This is a genomic window from Anaerorhabdus sp., assembly GCF_036637135.1.
GTDB lineage: Bacteria > Bacillota_I > Bacilli_A > Erysipelotrichales > Erysipelotrichaceae > Anaerorhabdus.
Map to the genome: position 1 here is coordinate 1 of NZ_JAVWNC010000001.1, position 26252 is coordinate 26252.

The 26252-nt window shown below is 29.8% G+C and carries 20 protein-coding genes; 2 read left to right on the forward strand and 18 right to left on the reverse strand.

Annotation, left to right across the window (positions count from 1 at the left end):
* Positions 1 to 152: 152 nt before the first annotated feature.
* From rfbH to RR643_RS00075, 15 genes are all read right to left on the reverse strand, one after another.
* Complete coding sequence (gene rfbH, locus RR643_RS00005; protein ID WP_332481937.1) at positions 153 to 1529, reverse strand: lipopolysaccharide biosynthesis protein RfbH; 1377 nt, start codon at positions 1527 to 1529, stop codon at positions 153 to 155.
* On the reverse strand, positions 1522 to 2424 hold the full coding sequence (locus RR643_RS00010) for an NAD-dependent epimerase/dehydratase family protein (protein ID WP_332481938.1): 903 nt from the start codon (positions 2422 to 2424) through the stop codon (positions 1522 to 1524). Before RR643_RS00010 ends, rfbH begins: the two co-directional genes overlap by 8 nt.
* Entirely contained in the window at positions 2417 to 3478 is a 1062-nt protein-coding gene (gene rfbG, locus RR643_RS00015) for a CDP-glucose 4,6-dehydratase (RefSeq protein WP_332481939.1), read from the reverse strand. The genes RR643_RS00010 and rfbG overlap by 8 nt, the downstream gene beginning before the upstream one ends.
* Before the next feature lies 1 nt (position 3479).
* Positions 3480 to 4256 (reverse strand): glucose-1-phosphate cytidylyltransferase, encoded by a 777-nt coding sequence (rfbF, locus tag RR643_RS00020; RefSeq protein ID WP_332481940.1) that lies wholly within the window; start codon positions 4254 to 4256, stop codon positions 3480 to 3482.
* Positions 4257 to 4526: 270 nt separating this feature from the next.
* Positions 4527 to 5669, reverse strand: a complete 1143-nt coding sequence (gene wecB / locus RR643_RS00025; protein ID WP_332481941.1) for a non-hydrolyzing UDP-N-acetylglucosamine 2-epimerase — start codon at positions 5667 to 5669, stop codon at positions 4527 to 4529.
* Between the two features lies 1 nt (position 5670).
* Entirely contained in the window at positions 5671 to 6813 is a 1143-nt protein-coding gene (locus RR643_RS00030) for a capsular polysaccharide biosynthesis protein CapF (RefSeq protein WP_332481942.1), read from the reverse strand.
* Complete coding sequence (locus tag RR643_RS00035) at positions 6814 to 7854, reverse strand: nucleoside-diphosphate sugar epimerase/dehydratase (protein WP_332481943.1); 1041 nt, start codon at positions 7852 to 7854, stop codon at positions 6814 to 6816.
* 119 nt (positions 7855 to 7973) lie between these two features.
* Positions 7974 to 9821: an LTA synthase family protein gene (locus tag RR643_RS00040; RefSeq protein WP_332481944.1), complete on the reverse strand. Its 1848-nt coding sequence runs from the start codon at positions 9819 to 9821 to the stop codon at positions 7974 to 7976.
* 12 nt (positions 9822 to 9833) lie between these two features.
* A complete protein-coding gene (locus tag RR643_RS00045; RefSeq protein WP_332481945.1) occupies positions 9834 to 10820 on the reverse strand; it encodes an acyltransferase in 987 nt (328 codons plus the stop codon).
* A gap of 24 nt (positions 10821 to 10844) precedes the next feature.
* Entirely contained in the window at positions 10845 to 11774 is a 930-nt protein-coding gene (locus RR643_RS00050; RefSeq protein ID WP_332481946.1) for a hypothetical protein, read from the reverse strand.
* A gap of 2 nt (positions 11775 to 11776) precedes the next feature.
* Positions 11777 to 13834 carry a hypothetical protein gene (locus RR643_RS00055; RefSeq protein ID WP_332481947.1) on the reverse strand — a complete coding sequence of 686 codons (2058 nt, stop codon included), beginning with the start codon at positions 13832 to 13834 and terminating at the stop codon, positions 11777 to 11779.
* 49 nt (positions 13835 to 13883) lie between these two features.
* Complete coding sequence (locus tag RR643_RS00060; protein ID WP_332481948.1) at positions 13884 to 16076, reverse strand: glycoside hydrolase family 9 protein; 2193 nt, start codon at positions 16074 to 16076, stop codon at positions 13884 to 13886.
* A gap of 59 nt (positions 16077 to 16135) precedes the next feature.
* Positions 16136 to 17083 carry a DPM/DPG synthase family glycosyltransferase gene (locus RR643_RS00065; RefSeq protein WP_332481949.1) on the reverse strand — a complete coding sequence of 316 codons (948 nt, stop codon included), beginning with the start codon at positions 17081 to 17083 and terminating at the stop codon, positions 16136 to 16138.
* A 209-nt stretch (positions 17084 to 17292) separates the two neighbouring features.
* On the reverse strand, positions 17293 to 18561 hold the full coding sequence (locus tag RR643_RS00070; RefSeq protein WP_332481950.1) for a GHKL domain-containing protein: 1269 nt from the start codon (positions 18559 to 18561) through the stop codon (positions 17293 to 17295).
* Between the two features lie 10 nt (positions 18562 to 18571).
* Positions 18572 to 19012, reverse strand: coding sequence for a hypothetical protein (locus RR643_RS00075; RefSeq protein ID WP_332481951.1), 441 nt, complete (start codon positions 19010 to 19012; stop codon positions 18572 to 18574).
* A 129-nt stretch (positions 19013 to 19141) separates the two neighbouring features.
* Here RR643_RS00075 and RR643_RS00080 point away from each other — a divergent pair, with 129 nt between their 5' ends.
* The gene (locus tag RR643_RS00080) at positions 19142 to 19867 is read left to right on the forward strand and encodes a LytR/AlgR family response regulator transcription factor (RefSeq protein WP_332481952.1); all 726 of its coding nucleotides are present in this window, start codon (positions 19142 to 19144) and stop codon (positions 19865 to 19867) included.
* Between the two features lie 106 nt (positions 19868 to 19973).
* Here the strand turns inward: RR643_RS00080 and RR643_RS00085 are convergent, their stop codons facing one another.
* Both RR643_RS00085 and RR643_RS00090 read right to left on the reverse strand, forming a co-directional pair.
* On the reverse strand, positions 19974 to 20768 hold the full coding sequence (locus RR643_RS00085; RefSeq protein ID WP_332481953.1) for a hypothetical protein: 795 nt from the start codon (positions 20766 to 20768) through the stop codon (positions 19974 to 19976).
* Between the two features lie 15 nt (positions 20769 to 20783).
* Positions 20784 to 21173, reverse strand: a complete 390-nt coding sequence (locus RR643_RS00090) for a hypothetical protein (RefSeq protein ID WP_332481954.1) — start codon at positions 21171 to 21173, stop codon at positions 20784 to 20786.
* A gap of 91 nt (positions 21174 to 21264) precedes the next feature.
* On the opposite strand from RR643_RS00090, the gene RR643_RS00095 reads away from it, so the two are divergent.
* On the forward strand, positions 21265 to 23217 hold the full coding sequence (locus RR643_RS00095; RefSeq protein ID WP_332481955.1) for a hypothetical protein: 1953 nt from the start codon (positions 21265 to 21267) through the stop codon (positions 23215 to 23217).
* A 142-nt stretch (positions 23218 to 23359) separates the two neighbouring features.
* Here RR643_RS00095 and RR643_RS00100 read toward each other — a convergent pair whose 3' ends face one another.
* The gene (locus RR643_RS00100) at positions 23360 to 25963 is read right to left on the reverse strand and encodes a calcium-translocating P-type ATPase, PMCA-type (RefSeq protein ID WP_332481956.1); all 2604 of its coding nucleotides are present in this window, start codon (positions 25961 to 25963) and stop codon (positions 23360 to 23362) included.
* Between the last annotated feature and the right edge of the window lie 289 nt (positions 25964 to 26252).

Sequence of the window (26252 nt, forward strand, 5' to 3'; positions counted from 1 at the left end):
ACTATACTAATTTACTTGATTTCTTCTCCACCAACACTAGATTTTAAAGAACCCTAATTATTCAAAATCGACCACACAAAAAGAGGATTTCAACTTGTATTTCACAAGTGAATCCTCTCTTTTTAACCCCACAGTTGTTGCAGAATCCCCCATCATTGTTGTTGAGTTACCCCACTATTTGGTGCGAAGCCCTCTTGTTTATTTAATTCAAAGAATTGCTTAAAAGTTTCAACAATAAACTCAAGCATATCATTATTTATAGTAGGTGCAACTCCTATCCAAAAACTATTTTTTAGCACTTCGTTTGTATTTTTTAAATCACCTATAACTCTAAATCCTTCTCCACATTCTCGAAGTTCATCGAAACAAGGGTGAAGAATCATGTTAGAAGCAAATAGCATTCTAGTTTGAATATTATTACTTTCCAAATACTCAATTAATTTACCTCTCTCATTTTCTTTTCTCAGCGTTATCAAAAAACCAAACCAACTTGGATTACTTTCTAATTCTTTTTCGGGTAGTATTAAATAATCAGTGAGACTGCTTAAGTTTTCATATAAATAAGAGAAATTAGATTTTCTTACTTCAGTAAACTTATCTAATTTGTCAAGCTGTGCCAAACCAATAGCTGCTTGCATTTCTGTTGCTTTTAAATTATACCCAAAATGAGAATATACGTATTTATGATCATATCCTAAAGGTAATTCGCCGTATTTTCTACTAAACCTATTTTTACATAGATTGTCTTGCCCACTATTACAAATACAATCTCTTCCCCAATCACGTAGAGATATCATTATTTTATGAAGAATTGAATTATTAGTATAAACTGCTCCTCCCTCTCCCATTGTTATATGATGAGGTGGATAAAAACTTGATGTTCCAATATCACCAAATGTTCCAGTTTTTTTAATTTGTCCATTAACAATATATTCTGATCCTAATGCATCACAATTATCCTCGATAAGCCACAAATTATTTTTTATACAAAATGATTTTACAATTTTGATATTGAATGGATTTCCCAAAGTATGAGCGAGCATAACTGCTTTTGTCTTGTCTGTTAAGGCCATTTCAAGTTGGTTAACATCAATATTATATGTCGGCAATGTTATATCAACAAAGACGGGAACCGCCCCATAATTTATAATTGGACTTACTGTAGTAGGAAATCCTGCTGCAACAGTTATAACTTCATCTTTTCTCTTAATTTGTCTCTCCCCTAGCAATGGTGATGTAAGAGCCATAAATGCTAAAAGATTGGCTGATGATCCACTATTTACTAAAGAACAATACTTAACATTCAAATAGTTGGCTAACTTTTCTTCAAATTCTAAGCAATATTTACCAGATGTTAGCCAAAAATCAAGTGCTGAATCGACTAAATTGAGGATTTCTTTATCATCATAAGTTCTGCCTGAATAAGAGATTTTATCTCCGGGACAAAATGAGTTTTCTTTACAGTGGTATTTTAAATAATATTTACTAACTAATTCAAAAATTTCTTTTTTATCTTTTTCTTTACTCATTATTAAGCCCCTCTTTTACTCTTTGAACACCTTCACAAAATTCAGTGTTATATTTAAAATTTGATATTTGATTCAAGTTTTTATATACTACTAAAGAATAGTCCACCTCATCCATAGAATTTTTGCCATACAAAATATCATATTTTATATTCAATGTTTCTTCTACTTTTAGAATATACTCCTTAAGAGGCACAATAATTCCATTACCTATATATATTTCAATATTTTTCATTAGCGAACATAACCTACTGCTATTTTCAATAATATATATTAATGCGCAAATAACATCATCAATATATATGAAATCACAATATTGCTCGCCATTAGTTAATAAAGATATTTCTTTTTTATTAATCATTTTAAATACAATTTCATATATTATATTATTATTTCTTATACCATATATATTGGAAATATATAGTGATAAAAGTTTAATATTTAAACTAGCCAAATTTTCTCGTAGCATTCTATGTATCTTCTTTTTAGATAAAGCATAGTTTATTCCTTCACTTTTACAACAATACTCAAGATTTTTTATGTACTCATAAACACTTCCACTATAAATAAAGTATTGACATTTTAGTTTTGAAACAAGTTCAATACATCTCTCAGCAATTTTATAATTAACTTCGAAATAGTCATTTGATTTATTATGAACTCCAACCCAAGCTAAGTGATAAAAAAATTGTATTTTATTCTTACTTACCTTATCTATTATTAATGAAACACAATTATCATCTAGTAGATTGCAAGATAAATTCACTAAATTCTTATTATGATTTTGCTGATTAAAACTTGTAGATATTGCAAAAACTTTATTACCCCGACTTAATAGCTCACTGACTAGCTTTTCACCAATAAATCCAGAAGCACCTGTAACAATAATATTAGCCATACATTTCACTCAAATTTATGAAGTCATTTATTTGAATTTTAGTAATCTCTATTTTATTTTCATATTTCTCCCATTCTATAACCTTTTCAATCGCTTCATTAATACTCCATGTTGGCCTCCAGTTTAGGTTTTTAGAAATTTTATCGCAATTCAATTTCAGAAAATTAGATTCATGCGGACCAGTTTTATCTATAATAGAATAATTTGCGCCTTCTTTCCAAATCTCACAAAATAATTGACATAATTTTTCCACAGTAACACAATCCTCTAATTTTGGTCCTATATTGTAATTACATGCAATTTTAAAATCCATTGTTTGCATAGCGGCTATCTTCAAATACATCAAATCAGGCTCTAATACATGTTGAAAAGGACGGATAGAATTGGGATTTCTAATCAAAATCGGTTCATTTTGTCTACATGCTTTTATACAATCTGGTATCAATCTATTCATTGAATAATCTCCACCACCTATTACGTTACCAGCTCTACATGTTGAAACCGCTACACGTTGATTATTAAAAAATGATTTTTTATAACTGTCAGTTACTAACTCAGAACAAGACTTACTATTCGAATACGGATCAAAACCATTCAATCTGTCTTTTTCGGTGAAGGAATAATCTTCAACTTCATTGTTTTCATATACTTTATCAGTTGTTACATTTACAAACGATACCACCGTTTTGGAAAGTCGCACACATTCACAAATATTTACTGTTCCCATAACATTAACATCGTAGGTATATCTTGGATAATTATATGAATCAATCACTAAAGGTTGTGCTGCTAAATGAATAACAATTTCAGGTTTGAATGATTCAAAAATTTTTTTTACTTCATCATAATTTCTTATATCAAGAATATTATGCGATGATATTTTATTACATAAGGAAAGTTGATCAAATAAATTCATCTTTGAAGTTGGTTGTAATCCAATTCCGCAAATATCAGCACCAAATTCCAATAAAACAGAACATAGCCAACTACCTTTAAACCCAGTGTGTCCGGTTATTAAAACTTTTCTTCCTTTATAGAACTCTCTAATACTCATCCTAATCCCACACTTTCCATGGTGCTAAATTATTATTTAGCAAAGACTCTATGTACTCTTTGTCTCTTAATGTGTCCATACATGACCAAAATCCATAATGCTTATAGGCAATAAGTTCTTTGTTTTCAGAAAGACAAATCATTGGTTCTTTCTCGAAAACTGTTTGATCATCATTGATGTAATCAAAAATTTCTTTTTCAACTACCATAAATCCTCCATTTATCCAACCACCATCCTCAACATCTTTTTCATTAAATGACTGGACAATGCCATCCACATCCATTTCTAATGCTCCAAATCTTCCTCCTGGTCTTACAGCAGTTAAGGTTAATACTTTTTTATTTTTATTATGAAAATCAATCAACTCCTTCAAATCAACATCACAAACTCCATCTCCATATGTTAGCAAAAATGATTGATTTTCAAGATACTTTTCAATTCTTTTAATTCTACCACCTGTCATCGTATTTAAACCAGTATCAATTATTGTAACTTTCCAATTTTCAGATTCATTATTATGAACAATCATTTTATTACCCAGTGTAAAATCAAATGTTATATCACTCGTATGTAAAAAATAATTTGAAAACCATTCCTTTATTATCTCTTGTTTATAACCTGCACAAATAATGAACTCATCATGACCAAATGAACTGAAATATTTCATAATATGCCATAAAATTGGCTTCCCGCTAACTTCAATCATTGGTTTCGGTTTTAAATGTGATTCTTCGCTAATTCTCGTTCCATAACCACCTGCTAAAATAACTACTTTCATATAATCACCCCTGTTTATCATTTTATCAAATATATATACAATACTTAATAACTTTCTTTAAGCAATCTAATATTACCATATTTTAAACTATACTTACAAAATCTAAAAGCCATAGCTTACCTTTCTCAGCAACAGTCCATAAGGTCTATGTCATCTATACAATAATGCAACTTGCTAGTATTTTAAATTTTCCTACAAACTAGTTAAACACATTTTCGATCTTGGAAAACCAGCAATATAAGATTTATATCCTCAAATTCTTATTATTTATCAGTACTTACGCCATACCATTCTATCTACAATACCTGTATAACTTTGAATAATCTTAACAACTTTATTCGATACATTCTCATCTATATAATTTGGTACAGGCAAACCTAAATCACCATTTTCATTCATATTTACCGCAGTATCTACTGACTGAAGTACTTGATCAGTAGTTATACCAGCAATAATAAAATTCCCTTTGTCTATAGCTTCTGGTCTTTCCGTGCTCGTACGTATACATATTGCAGAAATCGGATTTCCTATACTTAAGAAAAAGCTACTTTCTTCTGGCAATGTGCCACTATCTGATACAACTGCAAAGGCATTCATTTGTAAACAATTGTAGTCGTGAAATCCTAGTGGTTTATTTTGAATAACACGGTCATCGAATTTGAAACCACGTTGTTCAATATACTTTGCACTTCTTGGATGACAAGAATATAAAATAGGCATATCGTACTTTTCAGCCAGTGCATTAATTGCATTCATTAAACTAAAGAAGTTTTCTTCATTATCAATATTTTCTTCACGATGTGCCGATAATAAAATATATCTATTTTTTTCCAATCCTAACTTATCTAGAACCCTACTTGATTGAATTTTTTCTAAATTATCATGTAGTACTTCCGCCATTGGTGAACCAACTACATATGTTCTTTCTTTTGCAGTTCCTTCGCTATTTAAGTAGCGTCTTGCATGCTCACTGTAGCAAAGATTAACATCTGCTATATGATCAACAATGCGACGATTCGTTTCTTCAGGTAAACATTCATCAAAACAACGATTTCCTGCTTCCATATGAAATATAGGTATATGTAAACGTTTTGCACTAATTGCACTTAAACAACTATTTGTATCCCCTAGAATCAATAATGCATCCGGTTTTACCTTAATCATTAACTCATAACTTTTTGCAATAATATTTCCAATTGTTTCTCCAAGGTGAGTTCCTACAGAATCGAGATAGTAATCCGGTGCACGTAATCCCAAATCATCAAAAAAAACTTGATTTAGCTCATAGTCATAATTTTGACCTGTATGAACTAAAATATTTTCAAAATATTGATCACATTTCTTTATTGTTGCTGCTAATCGAATAATTTCTGGTCTAGTACCGACTATTGTCATTAATTTTAATTTAGACATATTACACCTCCTCGAAGTATGTATCAGGATAATTTGAATCGAAACACTCATTACACCACATAAATGTCACCAAATCAGTATCCCCAAGATTAGTAATGTTATGCGTATAACCACATGGTATATCTATAACTTCTATTTTATCTTCACAAACATAATACTCAGTAATTTCGACTTCATTAATTTTTCTAAAACGTATAACTCCTTTTCCACTCACAACCACAAACTTTTCATTTTTTGTATGATGCCAGTGATTACCTTTTGTAATACCTGGTTTGGAAATATTAACACTAAATTGACCTTTTTGTTGCGTTTTAATTATTTCAGTAAAAGATCCCCGTTGATCTATATTCATTTTCAATGGATAACTAAATTTATCACTAGGTAAATAACTAATATATGTACTATATAAGGATTTTACAAATGCATCTGACATGTCTGGCAAATCTAAATTTTCTCTCATTGCTTTAAACGAGTATAAATTATCAACAATATCACCCAAACTTACTCGATGAACTGTTGGTATATAACCAAACCCATTTTCAATATGCTCTTTGCCTTGTAAAGCTTTTATGAACTCAGAAACAACATCGTCAATATAGACTAGATTCATTATTGCGTCACGATCATTAACTGAAATATTTAAATCGCGAGTTATATTATGGCAAAATGTTGCAATTGCACTATTATAATTGGGTTTACACCATTTACCAAACACATTAGGCAAGCGATAAATCAATGTTTTAGCATTGGTCTCTTTATTATATTCCAATAATAATTCCTCACCTGCTTTTTTTGATTCCCCATATGGATTATCCAAACTTGCTTGAATAGAACTTGTTATTAATATCGGAGCTTTATTATTATGCTTTTTCAAAGACTCCAATAAAATCTTTGTAAACCCAAAATTTCCTTCCATAAACTCAATAGTATTCTGTGGTCTATTCACTCCAGCTAAATGAAATACAAAATCACAATCTTTTGTATAATGTGCTAAAAGAGACACATCTGTATCTCTATCGAATTCTACTATTTCTAATTTATCATTTAATGAAGTGTTAAGAACCTTCCCATCTTGTATATTCTTTAACTGAGCTATCAAATTTCGGCCTATAAACCCCTTAGCACCTGTCACTAGGATCTTCATTTATCTATTCTCCCAGGCAGCTATTTCATTTCGAATATACTCTAGAGATAATAACTTCTCTTTAACCTGTTCAACATTCAGCAATTCTGTGTTATTACTATTGAATTCAGTTAATGTATTACGTTTAACATCTCCATCTTTTACATATTTATCATAATTCAAATCACGCTTATCACAAGGGACACGATAGAAATTCCCCATATCGATAGCATTGGCACATTCTTCATTAGTCAAGAGTGTTTCATACATCTTCTCTCCATGTCGAATACCTATAACTTTTATTTCTTGTTCAATATGAAATAGTTCATGAACAGCTTGGGCTAATATTTCGATAGTACATGCGGGAGCTTTTTGAACCATAATATCTCCTGTTGTCGCATTATCAAAGGCATATAATACGAGATCAACTGCTTCATCTAATGACATGATAAAACGCGTCATTGATGGTTCAGTAATTGTTATGGGTTTACCTTGCTTAATTTGCTCAATCCACAATGGAATTACGCTTCCTCTTGAACACATTACATTTCCATAACGAGTACAGCAAATCATTGTTTGATTTTGTTCAACTGTTCTTGATTTTGCAACTATAACCTTTTCCATCATCGCTTTTGATGTCCCCATTGCATTGACTGGATATGCTGCTTTATCTGTACTTAAACATATAATTTTTTTAACTTTTGCTTCAATTGCAGCCGTTAATACATTCTCTGTACCTAAAACATTGGTTTTAACAGCCTCTATTGGAAAAAACTCACATGAAGGAACTTGTTTCAATGCAGCAGCATGAAAAATATAATCAACACCATGCATGGCATTTTTCACCGAATTAATATCTCTCACATCACCAATATAAAACTTTATTTTATTTGATCTTTCTGGATACTTTATTTGATATTCATGTCTCATATCATCTTGTTTCTTTTCATCACGTGATAAAACTCGAATTTCCTTGATATCTGTATCTAAAAATCGATTCATCACCGCATTTCCAAATGATCCAGTACCACCTGTAATCAACAGCACCTTACCCTCAAACATAAAATATCCTCCATTTTCTAACAATAGATTTATAGTGTTATTTATTTGAACCAAATCTATTTCTATTAACCATCTTACATTATATTATATTTTTAACTGTACTGCACCATACTTTCAAGTTATTCTTTCGCAAAGTAATTCATACGTATCGCCTTTTGATTAACTGTAATCAAGTTAAATACATTGTCATTAATGCTTTCAAGCTCTTCTTCTGATAGTTTTGAAGTATCAAAGATTTGCTTTGTAGCATCATAATACCCTTCATCAATTAGCCATGAATAGTCTTGAAAAATGACTATTCCTTCCTCATTCGAAAGTGCATCCCTACCTACTATCATTTGTCCACCTATATCTAATTTAAATAAATTCGCAATTGTTGGATAGATATCGAATGTAGACGTAATATTCGTAACTTCCTTACTTTCTATACCCGGAGTCCAGATAATAAATGGTGTTTTATAGATATCAATACCTGGATTATTACCAAATAATTCGTTCATGGCATCTTTTGATAAACCATATGGATAATGATCTCCGTATAAAATAATGACTGTATCTTCTAATGTTCCTTGATATTTCAAATCATTGATTAATTCATCAATCCCAGATTCCAAAGTTCTTTGAGCACCCAAATAACACAATGTCTCTTCTGAGTATTTTTCACCTGGTTCTCCAAACATTTCAATAGTTTTCCATAAATCATACTCTAATTCATATCTCCCTCGAATATACGGAACATGACCTGATACGCTAATTACAAAATCAAAATACGGTTTTTTATCCAATTCAGATGTTATGTCCACCACTTCATTCATTAAGTATTTATCATGGATCCAGTTCATCGCTTCGACAAATTCTGGTTTTTTGTATAAATTTAAATCTTCCCAATCATATAAATAATCAAAGCCATACGAATAGTGTAGCTTTTCTCTATTATAAAAGCTCTTCTTAAATGAATGAAATGAATTTGCAGAATATCCTAATTCTTTGAATTTCCAAGGTAGTGCCATTGGAAATGAATTATCTGCAAAGTCATACGATATTGGTCCATCTAGAATAGATGGTAACATACCAGTTAAGCTAATATACTCACTATCAGAAGTTGCAGTTTGAAATACTGGGGCGTAATGATTTGTAAAATTGATTCCTTCTGACTGCATTTTATAAAGAGTAGGGGTTAATTCCTCAGATATCGCAACTGGCGATAACGATTCACATAAAACTAAAATTACATTTTTCCCTTCAAACATACCTGTATATCGATTAGTTTGAGATTTGTATGCATTATCTTCCATATACATATCTATAAGTAACTGATCATTTTCTTTACTATCTGTGTCAACTCCATTGAAATATAACATTAAATCTCGTGTTGTAAATGAATAGAAACCAAATCGTTCTATTGATTTGATATTGTTATATAAAGTTTCATATAATAACTTATCGTTCTTGCTCATCACTTTGTTTTCTTTGTATGTATTAGGAATCAGTAATATTCCAAATATTGAAATAACCAAAATAGTTGAGAATGTAATCAATTTTATATTTGTTGATAACTTGTAGTGAATAGGGCGTATTAAACCTATTAATAACGCAACTATTGCAGGAATAAAATAAAGAAATAGTCGAAAATCAATTTTACTTGTTGCTTCATTGCTAACTTGAAAAAACTCTTGAATTATACTAATCTTTGTGACTGAAAAAACTGTTTGGAAATAATCATAATGCAATGACTGAGCTGCAAAAAGAAAGCCTAAAAGTAATAGTATCAAAACACTATAAATCGTTCTTCCCAGTCTATTGAATAAAAACATTATTGATGTAAAAAACAAGGAGATCGAAATACTATAAAGAAAATATGAACCAAAGAGTGTTTCAAACCCAAGATTATATCTAAAAAATATTTCTAATCCAATTATTGAAATAAACAAATAAACTATATCCAATATTCCTAATGTTTTTTTCATATACTGCCCTTTCTAATTAATTTCTATGGGAAACAAATTGATTATTTTATTCATTACTGTTTTATATAATTTTGCAAGTTGGTAGGTAATGTGAATTACTAATATACTATACAGAATTTGATAATAATCAAAAGGTGGTTGAAATCGAATAAAAGAAAACATCTTTACAAATAATTCTTGAAGCAAATAAAATTCGAGTGATATACTTCCAAACCCCGAGAGGAATGATATAAGCCAATTAACATTATACTTCTTCAATTTTTCAATTATAAATGCATTTATAAAACAAAATGGTAAAACAATCAGAATAAATGGATACCAATATAAACCCCACGCAGTTAATAAAGGTCCAAATCGAAAGGACATATGCAAAATGATGAATCCAACCATCATTATCATAATATTAAGTACAATCATTTTTTTACTTATTTTCACATCATTATAAGAAAGATAGCCAATTAGAAACCCCAAGAAAAATACAGGCAATCTTGATGTAAAAACCAAATAATCAGTGTTAAATGTAGAAAAGCCTATCAAGAAACTGATCCCAATTGCAAATAAAGTCATTCTTTTTTCTTTCCCATCAAAATATTTCAAATACAGCGGTGTAATTAAGTAAAACACCAGTATAGCCGATGCAAACCATAATCCTCTATCATATGGTTTTATCCAAAATCGCAAAGTAGATAAAGCCAATAATGTATCTTCTAAATTAAAGTTTAAATATCTGCATCTTAGAAAAATTATAGGTAATACAAACGGTAAAATGCGAATAAATCTTTTTTTGTAAAAATGTTTTATATTCGAGTTTTTTTTATATGCATAATAAAGACCAAAACTCGATAAGAAAACAAATATATCTGTTCCGCCCTGACCTATTAATTTAAACCAACCAAAGAAATTCACTGGGAACCATAATGGTGAATGGAATAATGCAATCCATAATGTTGCTATCCCCATTAGCTGTAAGCGATACTTGCTTATTATTGAATAACTCATAAAACACCCCCACAATAGATAATATCAATATGATCCCTTTAAACTATCCTCAGTTATAAAATCTGAATACACGCCATAGAAACCATATTTATTAATGATTTCTCTAGCTTTATTAATATCATTTACAGTATGTATATAGATATTAAATTGATCTGTGTTATTATCCATCTTTGCATATGCATAAACATCAGTGATTACTTTTGTTCCCCAGTCATTATCCATATGCATTACAACAACAGGGATATTCTTTTCTTTAACAATTTGGTATATCTTTTGTCCATCTGAATCCACATAATAATGGTATAAAGTGAATATAATCTCTTCGAATCCATAAGACTCAATTACATCATAGATTTCAGGTGTATAGGCTTGAGGAATAAAACGATGTAATAATGAAGGATCTACTTCATTAATCTGTTCAACAAGTTGACTATACATACTATTCGTAGAATCAACATCAAATGTTTTTGAATCAAGAATGATATAAAAGTCTTTTACTTCTTGCATAATACTAAGTAAATCCGAGAACATCATCGTTGTATATTTTCCCATGATTTTTGCATTTTTGAATTCTTCAGTCGATAGTGGCGCATATTCATCTCCGCCAATACTTGTGAGTTTAGTTTTAAAATCTACCCAAGTATGTGTAAGGCAAATATCACCATCACTTGTTCTTTCTAAATCTATTTCAAAGAGTCTAGTACCTTGATTATAATTGAATATCATCGCTTCTAAACTATTTGTATAGTCAACATTATCAATACCACCCATTGCATGAGCCATTACACGATATGTATTGCTCCAATCATCAACTAATTCTCCTTGATTCTCAAATACTAATTCTACAGGTTTCTCTGTTTCATTTGGTGAAATTGTAGGGTTAGGTTTATCATTACTTTTTGAACAACCTGATATTACTAATAAAGCACAAATTAAACAAACTGTTTTTCTCATATTCATTTACTCCTTTTTACCTTGATTACTCCGCTATCAAAGATTGTATCCATGCATTTATCTGTTTCTTGATCATATTCTGGATTTTCCCAATAGCGTATCAATGCATAATCAACTTCATAATCCTGTATAAACTCACACGCTCTTTCGTAGGGTATATCATCTAATTTAGGTTCCCAGTCATAATGTCTTCTTGCAATATCATAGAATATCCAATCCACTCTCACATCAGAATAGAAATAATCTCTTGAAGTAAATATTTGATAAGCTTCAGGTATAAATGTTCTCAACCCATTCGCTTGCGATAAAACTGTTAGTTGATCATTTTGTGGATTATTCTTTAGTTCTTCTTGAAGAAACTTAATAGACTTGTATTCGTGAGGTTCAATTTTGTAATCAGGTTCTATGTTTTTACCACCTACGAAATAAAAGGTATATAATCCTTCCTCTAAACCTACCCACGAAAAGAAATGACCAAGTAAAACAACTCCGATTAAAATGAATTCAAGGATCCATTGCCATAGTTTTTGCCATTGAATTGCCTGATAAATATAAACCAGTATAATTAGTTCTGTAAATGGATTAAATAAAACCTCAACCGTACGGTAAAAAACATTAGAAGCTATCGTATAAGAAATAGCAGTTATACATAAAGGATTCAAGAAAATCAAAACAACAATCAATAACATCATTTGGATAAATTTATCTTCTTTTGTTTTAGCATATATTATAATCAAAACAACACCAATCCATCGAAGAACATTTATTATGTTATCTAACCAATTTGAATAGACAAAAGTATAGTCTTTAACCATGTCGTATTTTTGATGATCTTGAAAGAAATAAGAATAGTTATAAAGATATTCCGGCTTAAAGAAATTGATATATGTTGAAAATGCAATAATTACAATTGGTATAATTACAAAGAAAATTAACTTCGCATTATCAAACAAAAATTCTTCAATATTAAGTATTAGTTTCTTAACTGGTTTTTGGAATCTTCCGATATAATAAGCCGAGAATACAACAAGCATTGCCATTCCTATATAGAAATTGGACCAACTAAACATGACTGTGGCATATAAAGCGATAGGAAATACAAACAATGACATATCAACAAATGCATGTTCTTTTTTAATTACAAATAAATATACTGCTAAGCAATATAGAATAGTAAAGGATATAAATAAATAACTACTAGAACAAGCTAACCCAGCACCAACTATAAAAGGAATGATATATTTAATATTATCATTTTCTTCTTTCAACCACCTATAAATGAAGAAAATAAGCATTGTTGCAAGTAAAGTACGGAAAGTGTTGCCATAATAACTAAATGCAACACGCCAATAATAGAAGTTAGAATAAAACAAAGTAAAGAATAAAAGACAAAATTCAAACCATTTATTTTTTAGTTTAAAGTATTTCACAATATTAACAATAAACATGGAGCTAATTAAACTATATAACATTCCTAATCCCCATGTTGAAATCATTATATTTTCAACATATCCTGATTTACCAAGTAAGAAGAATGGAATATTAATCAACCAGCATAAAAATGATGCAAAATGGTAATACCCTTGGTACAAATATAAACCATCCCACTCAACTCCAGGCAATCCTGAATATAGATTAAACATATTTAGTTGATCGATATTAATATTTTGAGCAATATAATTCAAATACATAGGTGAATCTGAAAATTCAATATCAATAAAAAGACGAGAGAAAACGACAATAAAAACAACAAATGCAACAAGCACAATGAGTGTTTCTTTACATAATAAATCCTTAAGCACTCGCTTAATATTCTTTAATGTCAAATATAATGAAAAAATAAGTACTAAGAAACTACTCCCAATAATCCAATTAAATGAAAAATTAAAAATTTGCGCAGGATAGTATAATAATTGAGTTATCATCAAAAAGATGACAAATCCTACTGGAGCTGCAAATCCTTTTTTTTCTATTTTAAGACTGTCTAAAACTTGTATTCCTACACCAGTAAATAGCCCTATTAAGCCAAATACCACTAATAGGATTTTAATCATACTCATCATTTTATCACCGCTATTAGTCTACCATAATCAACCTATATTTTGAATACTAATCCAAACCAACTACAAGGTATAACAATGCACTATTCCAGTAAATAGCCACTTCATTTGTCGAATAACTATTATATTTATCTAAATACATCTTTGCTGAGGGAATATTTTCTCCTAATTCTTGAAGCATCGTATCATCTCTATCACTATTAGCACCGCCAATTAGTGCTCCTTGATATAAGGCATTTTTCGCCTTTGCTAATCTACTATGTACATTTATTGGATATTTATATCCTTCTCCACTTATGAATGTCATATTTAAGGCATTTTTTCCTAATAAGTAGTTTAATTGTTCAACAGCAGCCTGTCTAAAACTCATATTTCCAGTAATTTCATATGCCATATTTAATAAAATACCATTATCAGCAATTGTCCCGTTACTTCCCCATGAATAGTGACTAATAGATGTTGAATAGCCATCACTAGTAACTACTCCCAAAATAGTATTTGCTTCATTTGTTAACGAAGTAAGCATCTCATCATAGAAATTCTTATCTTTTTTAGCTCTCTCATTTTGCAAATAAAGATATCTTCCATAACCACCTACATTTTTCCAGGAAATTCCATTAACGCAATCATTATTCTTTGAATACTCTTCTTTTGCACTTTTTAGATATTCATCATCACCTGTTGCATTCCACATTGAAATAGCTGCATAAAAACGTTCATCACTATCATTATCATCTCGATACTCTCCCGCAGATATGTCTTCTGGATTCTTAATCTCACCTTGATTAACTGAATTAGATAGATACTCCCATGAAAGTATTGCAGCTTCTAAGCACCTATTACTAAAATCAGGATCAATTTCTTTAAATATATCGCTGGCTAAAGCCATTACAGCAACAAAGTCACCTGTAGATATTGTTGATGCCCCAACGATATATAATGGTTGATTATCTTGTTCTGGTACTACATCACTAGCAAAAGCTGGTGTAACAACTTTACTATATACTTCTCCCCATGATGTTTGCATTTTCAACATCCATTCTAATTCATACCTTGCTTCATCCAAAATATCTGGAATTGTGTTTCCCGATTCAGGAATAGCTAAATCATCCCCATAAAATCCTGGATTAGCTAAATATGCGAACAATAAATCACTAACTGCTTTTGCTCCAGTTTCGACATATCTTCCATAATCACCTGCATCATGCCATCCACCTGTCGCATCAATACTTTGTTCTGGCGCTGAATGAATAATTGCTGGTTGCTTATGACAAGATGCATGTGCCAATTCACCGATATATTCAGTTCCTAAATCATATCCACATCGTTGTGCAGTAAGCATCTTCAATAAATCATTAGCTAGATTATCAAAAATATTATCACCTATTTCAAATTCATAGGATGTCCCAACAATTTGTGATTCAATTCTATATGTACCGGGTGTCATTACATTTGTAAAATCACCAATGTAATTTGTTTCACCTGTATTTGCATTTACTACTCTATTCTTAATCGCTCCTGTATAGACAACAGACCCTGTAACGACATCAATTACATTAAAGAAATCTCCTTGACTATATGGAAAAACACATTGTTTTTGATCTTTAATATTGTAGCCCAAATGATTTACTTTAATACTATTATCCTTATTTGTCACATCTAAAATTGTTAAATTACTTATCTTAATTGAATGATATGAATTAGTAGTTTCTTTACCATCATACCCTACATTTAATGCTACTTTACCATTCCATGTTGTTTCTTTATCCATTAAATATTCAACGCGAATATTTGTCGGTGCTCCTACATTAACTATCTGTGAATAGAGTTTCTCATTGTTTTGTGCGTTAGTGATTACTAATTCAATAGAACGTTCAGTATCACTTTCTATATCAAAAGATATAATATATTGATTGTCTTTTATAAAAGGAATTCCTTCTCTGAAAAATTGGGCACTATCTATTGCCGTTCCTGGATACTCAATAGACAATGTTTGTACATCAAAAGTTGATGAAAGTGTAATATTACCATCGGTTGCACCACTAAACCACGATGTTTTAAATCCTGTCGTATTATCCTCTTCTATTGGTGCATAATCTTTTTTTTCAGTATTTATTGTGGGTATTGGGTTGTTTGTTTCAGTATTTATATTATCTTCATTATCATTAGGTTTATTGAATACTAAATCCAATGACAAACCTATCAAAATAAATGAAAGAAGAAGTGCTAGTAGTTTTTTCATATGAACCTCCAATATGCCTATTATACAGTATATAAAAAAAACATTCGATTAAGAATGTTTTATTTCAACAAATTTTCATCTTTCGCATTATTTCTCATAAATTCATTTACATGCATTTGAAACAAAAGTTGTGTTTGATTCTTTATTGAATCCAGTATTACTCCTACCAAAAATAAGATAAATGAAATAATGCATAAAGACGCCGCTAATACAGCTGATGGGAGTTTAGAAACGTATGCCGTTTTAATAAACTCACTTATAACTGGAATACCTGCAATAATTCCAAATATAGCGAAAACAAATGAGATAATTCCAAAAAATAGAAATGGTCGATAGTTTTTAAACAAATCAAACAACGTAACCAAAACTTTAAATCCATCAGAAAATGTATTTAACTTTGACTTAGAACCTTCTGGTCTGTCGCGATAATTGATAGGTACTTCTGCGATTTTCATTCCATAAACTAATGAAAATATAGTCATTTCTGTTTCAATTTGGAACCCATCACTCATAATAGGCATACACTTAACAAATTTCTTACTATATGCACGATACCCCGTCATAATATCTTTGATATCGCTCTTAAACAATTTATTTATTAGTCCTTTGACTAAATTATTACCTAACCCATGAAAACCACGTTTATTTTCTTTAAAGTATGTTCCATTACTTAAACGATCACCAATAACCATATCTACACCTTCGTTAAGAATAGGATTAATTAATTTTTGCATTTCATCAGCAGGATAAGTATCATCACCATCTACAAGAACATATACATCCGCATCAATATCTCGAAACATTGATCGCACCACATTTCCTTTGCCTTGCATTGTTTCTTTACGTACTATAGCTCCAGCGTCAAGTGCTAAATCAAAAGTTCTATCTTCAGAATTATTATCATAAACATAGATATCCGCATATGGACAACTATCTTTAAAATCAGTAACAACTTTTTGTACTGTGAGTTCTTCATTGTAGCATGGTATTAAAACAGCAACTCTCATTTTTCTCTCCCCATATCAACAAGATAAAATTAAATTCTTGAATAAATGTATAATAATTATAGCACATTCATTCTTAATTTCTCCACTGTAAAGAGAGCAAAGAATATGTATCCTTACATTTACATAATTATATTTATCACCACCAAATTACTAATCCAAGAAAAATATATAGTGTTTTACCTGATTTTCCTCAATAGAAAAATACTTTATTAATCTTTATTTACTGGTAATATTATTTTAACTTTAAATTGATTATCTTTACTCATAACATGTAATTCCCCTTCAAGATATTGTAAGACATTCTTTACAATACTTAATCCCTCACCTGACACTGTTTTCTTATGAGCAATAATGACCTCAGGTAAATCGTTAACACATTCGATAAATAACATGCTATTAACACGATACACTTGCAAAGACACAGTTTTATTTATTGTATTATACTCTAAAGCTTCATAAGCATTGGTTAATAGATTAGAAAATAATGTTACCATCTCAAAATCACTTAATATATCTTTCATCTTCGTCCTAATACTGAAAGTAGAGCAAACATTTGAATTCTTAAACATACTCATAAATAACTTTAATACACAATTTAATACCTCACTATCACAATATGTTTCTTGTTTATAACTACTATACTTATCATCTATTTCTTGCATCGAAAAGCTTTCATCACCAAGATGTTCCATTTGAGAATTTATTAACTTAATAAGTTCTTCTGATTCATTTTGTTTTGTTTGATAATATTTTTTATCAACTTGGATATTTTTAAGGGCAGCCAATCTACTTTGATCCACGATGATTTTTTTATTTTGATTTACTATTTGCTTGATAGTTCTAAACAAAACAAGATTAGATAAAACAAAGAAAATAGCTACAAAAAGCAAAACAAAGAAATCTTGTTGAATCTCCGCCATAAAATTTGACAATTGAATAAAAGTAAGCAATATAAACGAGATAATAACTAATATGATGTTACTTAATATTTTCGTATTCAATTGACTAATCAATCCACTTTTAATTATTTTATGCTCAATAAATAATGAAATTGTTAAAATAACGTCAAATATTATATATACTTCAACACTTAAGAAAGTTTTATTTACAAACATAATTTCATCAAAATTAGTAAATAATACACCTAATGGCATAATGATAAACTCAGTAAATGAGATAACACTCAGTATCCATACAAAACATAATATAAATTCTATTACTTTTGCTTTAAATAAACGTATCGTTAATGCAGTCATAATTGCAAATAAAACAAATTGTCTAATCAATGGTAAGTAAATACTTGCACCTATATTAATGCAAATTACAATATACATTGCTAATAACATAACTACTTCACAAATGAAAAAATTCCTTAAATTTGGTTTAACTCTTTCACTGAAAAATATATTAATAAATGCAGACATAAATGTTATTAGATAAATATTATTCCACAATTGAAACCCACTATAATTAGTCATTCTGATCTCCTTACTCCATTACTTTATCTTGATATTCTTTTTTTATTTGCTCACTATACTTTTTAGCTTCTTCTATTTTTCCACTTTTCTTTAATTCTTCTATAACACTCAAATGACTTGATATATCGTGATAAAACTTACGTACCTGAGAGTTCTGTTCTTCTATTGATTTCACTATCCTTAACCGATAATCAGTCTCCATGAGCATCTCTTCGTACTTTTCCAACTGTTTGGCTTTTTTAATTATACTCACAATTGCATAAACTAAGCCAAGTAGTGAACATATCCAAAGTAAGGCACAAATGATTGAAAGTATTACCATAATTTTTAAACTATCAATACTAAATGTGATAACGATAGTAAACAACATAAAAAACTGCCCAAAAACATAAAACAATAGACAGTGAATTTCTTTTGAATCTACTCTTATATTAAATATTTTATTTTCCATATTTTCATTTTACTAGGTATTTCTTCTTTTTAAAACCCAAAGTAATTAGATTATGAATTCGTGTAATATATAACAAAACCTACATTCATGAGCATCTTTTTATCATGTTATAATTTAAACGGTGATAGCATGACTAAAATTGGTATATACGATGATAATGCAGAATATTTAAAATTATTAACAGATAAAACAAGGGATTATTTTGTTTCAAAAAATGAGATTCCAAATATCTGTTGTTTTTTTGATGCTAAATCTTTACTAAAAAATATAGAAAAGAATGAATTTGACCTACTGTTATTAGATATTGAATTAAATGGCTCCGAGGATAATGGAATTGAACTTGCAAAAAAAATCAATTATCATCATCCTAATTGTTTCATTATCTTTGTCTCTTCACATACAGAGTTTTTTATCGATGTATATGATGCTAATCACATTTACTTTGTTATAAAAAATGACTTAGATACAGGTTTAAATAAAGCATTATCCATATTTACATCTAAAAAGAATCAGTCATTATTTGGGGATAGCCTTATGATAAAGTTTAAGAATCAAAGTACTTTAGTTCCTTTTTCTAAAATTGTCTATTTAGAGAGTCTTTTAAGAAAAATTAGATTTCATTTAGCTGATAAAGATCTATATTCATATGCAAGTTTTGATGAAATTTTACTAAAACTAAATAGCGAGAATTTTGTACAATGTCATCGTTCTTTTATTGTAAATCTACGCCATATTGATAAAATCATTAAGAATGAGATTTTCATGATTGATGGCTCCATTGTTCCAATAGGAAGAATGTTCCGCAAACAATTCTTAGAGGACTTATTTACTAAAGCAAACATTAGTATTGATTAGTTTACACTTATATTGAAATAAGTGTTTTTTTATATAAAAAGTATGGTGAGCAAATCTCACCACACTCTTAATGTTTATTTCTTTAAACTATGATTCTCAAATAGTTTTACAATGATAATTGCGAAGAAACAAAGTGCAAATCATTTTTCGCATCATAATATGCATACGAGCTTCCACCACTATCACCAAAATCCAGTTCAATGATATCGTGAGTTAAAGCCCAATCAATTATCATCTCTGGCTTCAATAATCCATCCACAACAGCTAAACTAATTGATTGACTATCTTCCATCAACAACGTTTGAGTATTCTTAGTTGTCAGTTTTTGTAAAGTACATGCAATACTAACCAACGGTCGATCTTCCAATACATTCACTTTCTTACCTGAATCTTTTTTATAGTTGTATCGTAACGCCGATTCAAACTCTATTTTACTACCTGAATTAATACCCACAAATGCAGGACTATATCCTAAAATAATATCTTTTTTCTCATATTCCCATGATGCATAGTAACCATGATGAATGTGCATATCATTATCAATAATTCCACTTACCCATTCAATTTGTTCCGGTCTATTATCTAATCCTTCGCCTTGACATCTGCCTTGAATTTGACCATACTCCTTGGATGTTGGATTTGCTAAAAAGTAACAATAATTCGTAATAAATACTGGTTTGCCGTTATCTTTACGATAGACTAATAGATAACTTGGTAATGGTCGATCAAACAGGTAGAAACTAGTACATTTTACTGCACCTGGAAATGCATTACCAATTGGCTTTGTTGTATGATCTGAACCATTATAAACTTGTTTAATGGACATAACACTTTTATCAATTTTATAAACATGAATATCAACATTATCAATATTATGCTTAGTGTACCCATAGCGAATCATAGGATACCTCCTTTATTATTTTGCTGCATTCCAATACTTAATTGTAAAGTCATCATTATATATTTCTTCAGTAACTTCAATATCTTCAACATTAACTGACAACAACTTTTCTAAATCAGTTAATATCGTTTCCTCACTTGTATCATCTACATTCTTTAGCATATCTACATATTTTAAAGCCTGTGCTGCACTCTTAAATTGTTCATTTTCCAATAATTTTGATGATTTTAAATCAGTAATACCTTTTGCTTTAGCTTCTTTCATGCATTCTTCAAAATCTATCTTGATATCCAGTTTCAACAATAAAAACGCTTCTCCTACAGTTTGCTTAATCTCTTTCATCTTTTTCCCTTGGATTGATTCTAAAGTGATACTTTGAAGTTTTTTCATTTTTTCTGGTTTCATTTTGTATTCTCCCTTTTCTCAATTATAACATTTTCTTGTCTCTGTGTTTATTAAATCATATAATGAAATCATACAAAGCGGGAGAAAAACAATGAGAATAATGCCAATAATAACTCTATTTATTGCTTTTTATATTTGTTCAACATCAATTGGGATGATGATGAATAAAGTATTCACACTTCCCTTTATAAAATACTATTTTCCTATTGGTTTTGTTGCTATTTTTGGAATTTATGAATTACTTATGTTTCTCCCTCTATTTCTTAATCTTTCATCAATATTTTCATATTTAAGCGGGTTTATAATTCTTATATTGATACTTACATCATTTATCTACAATAAAAAGAAGCTTCTTGATGAATTATTATCTCGAAAATCGCTGATTATTCTATTCTTGTTTATCTTTACTATCTTATTTATCTATTTGTTTGGGTATGTTGGGGATTTTAGATTAGATCATAATTTTTATATAAGTTATATACAAGAAAATATGATTTCTCCAAAACTTAACTACATCAACATCTTACAAAGCGGATATACTACAATGGGAAATATTTATGCCCAGGATGGCTTTTATCATCTAATTGCTTTGCTTTCAAATATATTTCATTTTGATGGATATTTATTTTCAATTTGGTTTACACCATTTCTTTACACTATATTTGCTTCAACAACACTCCTTGAAGCTATTGAACACTTAACTTCGAAAAAACTATACAAGTATGTATTCTCATTCTTATCAATACTGCTTGTATTTAACCCGCATCTCATTGTGAATTCTATGATGGGTAACCTTTATCGTGATTATGTTATTATTCTCATTCTTTTACTGTTAATTAAGGATTCTTGTACAAAAAATCAAACCATCTTTCTATTCTTCGCTTTTCTGACTGGGATTTGTGTCCATTCAACATTTGTGTTTTTAGCCATTATTATTCTTTTCGCAAAATTAATTCATCTTCTACTTTCTAAATCAGATGAAAAGCAAATAAAGTGGTATTGTATTTATTCATTCTTTGTTGTTCAAAATGCATTTTTGTTGTTAATAGAGCGATTCTCACATACCTCAAAGCCAATTATTATTTCGATATCTTTCTTGTTAACAATCATTCTTTTATACGCATTATATAAATTATGGAACTTTAAGAATTTTCAGAAGTATTTGAAAGTGACAATAATTATTGGAATAATTGGACTTTATGTATTTTCATTATCTATAACTTTTAATGGTCATCCTGTCTTTAATTATCATGATTTCTTCTATGAAGTCTTTCTACTAAAAGCTACCGAAATAGAAATTATATCTAATATTCATCTAACTTTTGGATATGTAATTTCTTTAATATTTTTAATCATCAATTTTAAATCAAAACATTTCATTAATATATTACTTTTTGTAACATGGGTTGTCTTCTATAATCCAATCACAATCTCTACCATTAGTACTTACTTAACCAATGTAGTTTATTTTAGAATTGCATTTATTTTCATAAATTTCTTTGTTTTATTCTATATCATTGTGCAATTCAAAAACAAACTAATATACTTTACACTTATCTTGATTCTACTCATAACATTTTGTCTACCTTATCAATATGGATTGAAATTCAAAAATCCAATTGATTTTAACATGGAATATAGAATGGAAAATGATGCAGTTCTTGCCTTTAACACATTGGATCAATTAGGAATTAATTATGTTCAACTACATCAAACTAAGCCAAATACCTTTGTAACTGACTTTAGAACTCCTTATCTAACTAAAAACATTCATTATATATATACCATTTATAATTGGCGTAGTAGTTTTAGGGGAAAACAATACCAAATCACGAATGATTTGACGCACTTATATGAAGCTGTTGCATATTCGAGCACTTTTGATATTCCATTAGAAATGATCGATGAAGCTATTACAAATTCAAAGATTAACTTTATATTATTAGATACATTCCAAACTTCTGATACCTATGAAAAGCTTAACCGATTATGCAAAGTAGAATATGATAATAACTCATTTATCATTTATTCATGCAATGAATAAATAATCATCTTCAATATTTAATTTATCTTATACTACTAGATATCATATAAAAGAAGGCCACTTACTTTCAAATTGTTAAGAAAACAAATAAAAACTCTATTATGAGATTATACATCTCAACAATAGAGTTTTATTATTTAACCTATTTTTTTAAAATATGATTCTTAAATAGTTTTACAATTTCTACAATCACAATTGGACACAATGCAAGTCCTAATGAAATCATGAATAATTGTGCATTTAATGGTTCTAAACTAAAGATTCCATTTATACCAGGAACATACATAACAATCATTTGTAATGCCATACCCACTAATAATGCACCCCATAGATACTTGTTATTGAAGATTGTTCTATGGAAGATACTATGTGTACTCTTAATATTAAATGCATGGAATAATTGTGATAATGATAAAGTCATAAATGCCATTGTCATACCAATTTCATGAGTAATGTTATTACCAATAATATAAGCTGTCAATGTAAGTATACCTACCATTAACCCTTGCCAAGCAATTGTGAACCCCAATCCATGAGCGAAGAAACTTTCGTTCTTAGGTCTTGGTTTTTCTTTCATGATATCTTTATCAACTGGTTCTAATCCTAATGCAAACGCTGGTAAAGTATCAGTAATTAAGTTAACCCATAATAAATGAACTGGTAATAAAGGAACTCCAAGATTAATTCCAAACAAGCTAATTACAGAAGCACCAAAGATTGTGATTACTTCTCCAATGTTACTTGATAATAAGAATTGTACGTCTTTTTTGATATTGTTATAAATACCGCGGCCTTCTCTTACGGCATGAATGATTGTTGCAAAGTTATCATCAGTTAAGATCATATCTGCAGCACCTTTTGATACATCAGTACCAGTAATACCCATTGCACAACCGATATCTGCTTTCTTAAGAGCTGGTGAATCGTTTACACCATCCCCAGTCATCGCAACTACATGACCTTTACTTTGCCACATACTAACGATTCTTACTTTATGTTCTGGAGCAACACGTGCATAAACACTAATATTTTCTAAATCTTTTAATAATTCTTCATCTGTCATATTTGACAAATCAGTACCTGTGATTGCTTTTTGACCATCAAGTAAGATACCTAAATCTTTTGCGATTGCTTTTGCTGTAGTAACATGGTCTCCAGTAATCATAATCGTACGGATACCACCTTGTTTTGCTTCTTCAATTGCTAATTTTGCTTCCGGACGAGGTGGATCAATCATACCCACCAATCCAACGAATGTCATTTGACTTTCTACTTCTTTAGCATCTAACAATACAGGAACTTCTTTCCAACGACGGAATGCAACTGCCAATACACGTAACGCTTGATTAGCCATTTGTTCATTCGCATCACTTGCATCACTTGGTGTATTAATACATCTTGACATAATTACATCAGGAGCACCCTTTGTAATTGAGATAACACCTTCATCCGTATTGTAGAATACTGTCATTAGTTTACGTGATGAATCAAATGCAATTTCATCGCCGCGTCGTGCAAGATCATATAAATCTTCTTTTTTATCACCCATCTTGAAACTTGCTTCAATAAGTGCAGTTTCAGTTGGATCACCTAATAGTTTTGTTTCACCATTTTCAAATTTCATTTCAGCATCAGAACAAAGAGTAAAGCATTTCATCATTTCTCTTACATCTGAATTACCTTCACCATTAAAATCTTCTGTACCATTTTTAACTGTGTATGTTTTTACTACAGTCATCTTATTTTGAGTTAATGTACCTGTTTTATCACTACATACAACACTTGCAGAACCTAATGTTTCAACTGCTGGTAATTTACGTACAATTGCATTGTTCTTAACCATCTTTGTAACACCAATAGCAAGTACGATTGTAACAACTGTTGCTAATCCTTCTGGAATTGCAGCTACAGCTAATGCAACAGATGTTTTAAATGAATCAAGAACAGATAATCCAGACATCCATTCTAGACCAAATACGATAACGCATATTCCTAAACACATGACACCAATTACTTTACTAATTTGTGCTAGTTTATTTTGTAGTGGTGTTGTTTCTTTTTCAGAACTCATTAGCATGGAAGCAATCTTACCGACTTCATTTTCCATACCTACTGTTGTTATGATCATCTTACCACGACCATAAGTAACCACTGTACTCGAGAATGCCATGTTCTTTTGATCACCCAATGGACAATTATCTAACTCGATAATATCACTGATTTTGTTTACTGGAACTGATTCTCCAGTTAATGCACTTTCATCTATTTGTAAGTTATATGATTCTAAAATTCTACCATCACTTGGAACTAAGTCTCCAGCTTCAAGAATAACCACATCTCCTACAACTAGTTCTCTTGAAGGAATTGTAAATCTTTCTCCATCACGAATAACTTTTGTATTTGGAGCACTCATCTTCTTTAATGCTTCTAGTGATTTCTCAGCACTATTTTCTTGTGCTACACCCAAAATTGCATTAAATACAACAACAATCAAAATAATTAAACTATCAATCCATTCATGTGGATCTACTACGATAGATACAATTGCTGCAACAATAAGTACAATAATTAATGGATCTGTAAACTGCAATAGGAATTTAACAAAGATTGATTGTTTCTTTTCCTCTTTTAACTCATTACTTCCACATTTACTTCTTATTGTTTCAATTTCACTTAAATGTAATCCTTTTTGATCATTACTCTGTAATTCTTCTACAACTTGTTTTTTCGTTCTGTTATAAAACATATTTTCCTCCTAGAAAAACAAAAAGCAAGACTCCACCCACTTTTTGAAATGGATAGGTCTTGCTTATCAAGAGATTTAAGTATCCGGGCTTTTAGCCGAGATGTCGAATACTTACACAGATATATCTGCAGCTACTCCCCTACTCAATGATAAAAAGATACATCTTTTGAGGTCTCTTGTCAATAAAAATCAAGTTACACTATCCACTCTATAACTTGTCTTTCAACATATTTTAATTATAAAATTCTATGAAATACTTAGCAATCAAAGTTATCTAAATTTAAAGTAC